This window comes from Streptomyces sp. NPDC031274 (assembly GCF_055570235.1).
This window is the reverse complement of sequence record NZ_JBVIHP010000130.1, coordinates 1-1,885: the sequence shown is the minus strand read 5'-3', so window position 1 is coordinate 1,885 and position 1,885 is coordinate 1. Positions and strand designations below refer to the sequence as shown.

Here is a 1,885-nt window from a genome sequence, read left to right as displayed (position 1 = left end):
CGCTGTCATCCGGTCCGCGCCCTCGGAGGGGCCGCCGATGCGCAGGACCGCGTCGCAGCGTGCCAGCAGCCGTTCGGCCAGGGGATGGAAGATCTCGTCGAAGACGGCGTCGCCCGGGCCGGTGCTCCCCGCGGCCTCGAGCAGGGGCAGGGCAAGGGCCTCACCGGTGACCGCCAGATGGCCGGCGCGGAAGAGCGCGAGTGCGGCGCGGTCCATCGCCCGTACGTTGGCCTCGAGCTTGGCCGGGTCGTCCCCGGTCCCCGAGCGGTAGGGTCCGGCGACCAGGATCATCAAGGGGTCCGGGGCAGCGGTCATGACGGGTGCTCCTTGTGGTGTACGTGGTTCAGGCCAGGACGGTGTGGACGCCCGCGTCGCGCAGGGCTGCCAGGGTCAGGGGACCGTTGGGATGGGTGGAGGGGTCCTCGGCGGCGGTGTCGGTGACGAAGGCGTCCACCGCGCCCACGGCGGCGACTTGGCTGAACGCGCGCACCCCGAGCTTGGTCGCGTCCGCCACGGCGATCGTCCGGTCGGCTCCCGCCAGGGCGGCTTGTTGGACGGCCGCGTCGTCCAGCGAGAACTCGGACCATCCGTACTCGGCGTGCACTCCGCCGATGGACAGTACGAAGCAGTCGAAGGCCAGGGCCTCAAGGGTGCGCAGGGCCAGCGGGCCGACCAGGGAACGCTCGCCGGGACGGGACCGCCCCCCGACGACCAGCAGATCGATCCCGGGCCGGTCCGCCAGGCAGACCGCGGCCTGCAGGCTGAGAACGGCCACTGTCAGAGGGGCCCGTTCGGCAAGATGCTCCGCGACGTGCACGGTCGTGGTGCCCGCGTCAAGGAGCACGCGCGATCCGGGCTCCACCATCGCGGCCACGGCCTCACCGAGCCGGTCCTTGGTCGCCGCCTGCCACGGCTCCCGTGCGGAGAATCCCGCCTCTTCCTGGCGCGACCGCGTGGCGACGGCGCCACCGTGCACTCGGCGCACGAGTCCCTGACGCTCCAGCGCGTCCAGATCCCTGCGGACGGTCATTTCGGAGACCCCCAGGCGATGGGAGAGCTCCGACACGGAAACCCGGTCGGAGCCCTGCACCAATCGCAGGGTCAGGTCCAGACGGTTGGCGACACCCATGACACATTTCTAACACAGCAGTGTTCGTTTGAACATCAGTGTGTGAGAGATGCTGCTTCCTGGGCGGCCATGACCTCATCGCCGTACTCGAAGGCCCACGCGCCGACGGCGTCGATGGGCGCAAGCAAGGTCCGGCCCAGAGCGGTGAGTTGATACTCGACCCGTGATGGCGCGTCCGGGTGCGTCTGCCGCTCGACCAGTCCGCTGAACTGCAGCCGCCGCAGAGTCTCGGTGAGGACTTTGGAGCTGATGCCTCCGATCCGCTCCCGTAGTTCGACCGGCCGCCTGGGGCCGTCGCGCAGCGCCCAGAGCACCACGGAATTCCAGGTGTTGGAGAACAGGTCGAAGGCGAGGCGGGCGCGGCAGTCGGCGAGGAAGAAGTCAGTTGTCACGTACCAAATGGTGCCCGAGCGGCCTTCTAGCGTCGGTGTGAACGGTCCAAGCATGCACGGAGAGGGAGCACATGATGAGAATCGGCGTACTGGGGACGGGCAACATGGCCGACGCGCTCGCCACCCACTGGGTACGGGCCGGGCACGAGGTGACCATCGGGGGACGGGACACGCACAGAGCGGAGCGGCTCGCGGCGCGCATCGGAGGCGGCGCGAAGCCTGCCACTCTGCGCTCGGCGGCCGAGGCCGGTCAGGAGGTGGTGTTGGCCGCGCTGCCCGTCGGGGCGGGAGCAGACGTGGCACGGGAACTGCACGCGGGCCTGGAGGGCAAGGTGTTGCTCGACTGTTCGAACCCGGTGGGGCC

The 1,885-nt window shown here is 70.1% G+C and carries 4 protein-coding genes; 1 reads left to right on the top strand and 3 read right to left on the bottom strand.

The window, feature by feature from the left end; genetic code table 11:
- The 3 genes from ACZ5CR_RS44200 to ACZ5CR_RS44190 all read right to left on the bottom strand — a co-directional run.
- Positions 1-315, bottom strand: a 315-nt coding sequence (locus ACZ5CR_RS44200; protein ID WP_468869033.1) for a DUF4406 domain-containing protein, incomplete at its 3' end; no start/stop codon positions are given.
- Positions 316-343: 28 nt separating this feature from the next.
- A complete protein-coding gene (locus tag ACZ5CR_RS44195; RefSeq protein WP_468869031.1) occupies positions 344-1,129 on the bottom strand; it encodes a DeoR/GlpR family DNA-binding transcription regulator in 786 nt (261 codons plus the stop codon).
- A 35-nt stretch (positions 1,130-1,164) separates the two neighbouring features.
- On the bottom strand, positions 1,165-1,521 hold the full coding sequence (locus ACZ5CR_RS44190) for a winged helix-turn-helix transcriptional regulator (protein WP_468869027.1): 357 nt from the start codon (positions 1,519-1,521) through the stop codon (positions 1,165-1,167).
- 74 nt (positions 1,522-1,595) lie between these two features.
- Here ACZ5CR_RS44190 and ACZ5CR_RS44185 point away from each other — a divergent pair.
- A partial coding sequence (locus ACZ5CR_RS44185) for an NADPH-dependent F420 reductase (protein WP_468869025.1) occupies positions 1,596-1,885 on the top strand: 290 nt, incomplete at its 3' end.

What these genes read in the sequence shown, in the direction of transcription:
- ACZ5CR_RS44195 (WP_468869031.1), bottom strand. Translation starts at nt 1,129, where the DNA reads ATGGGTGTCGCCAACCGTCTGGACCTGACCCTGCGATTGGTGCAGGGC.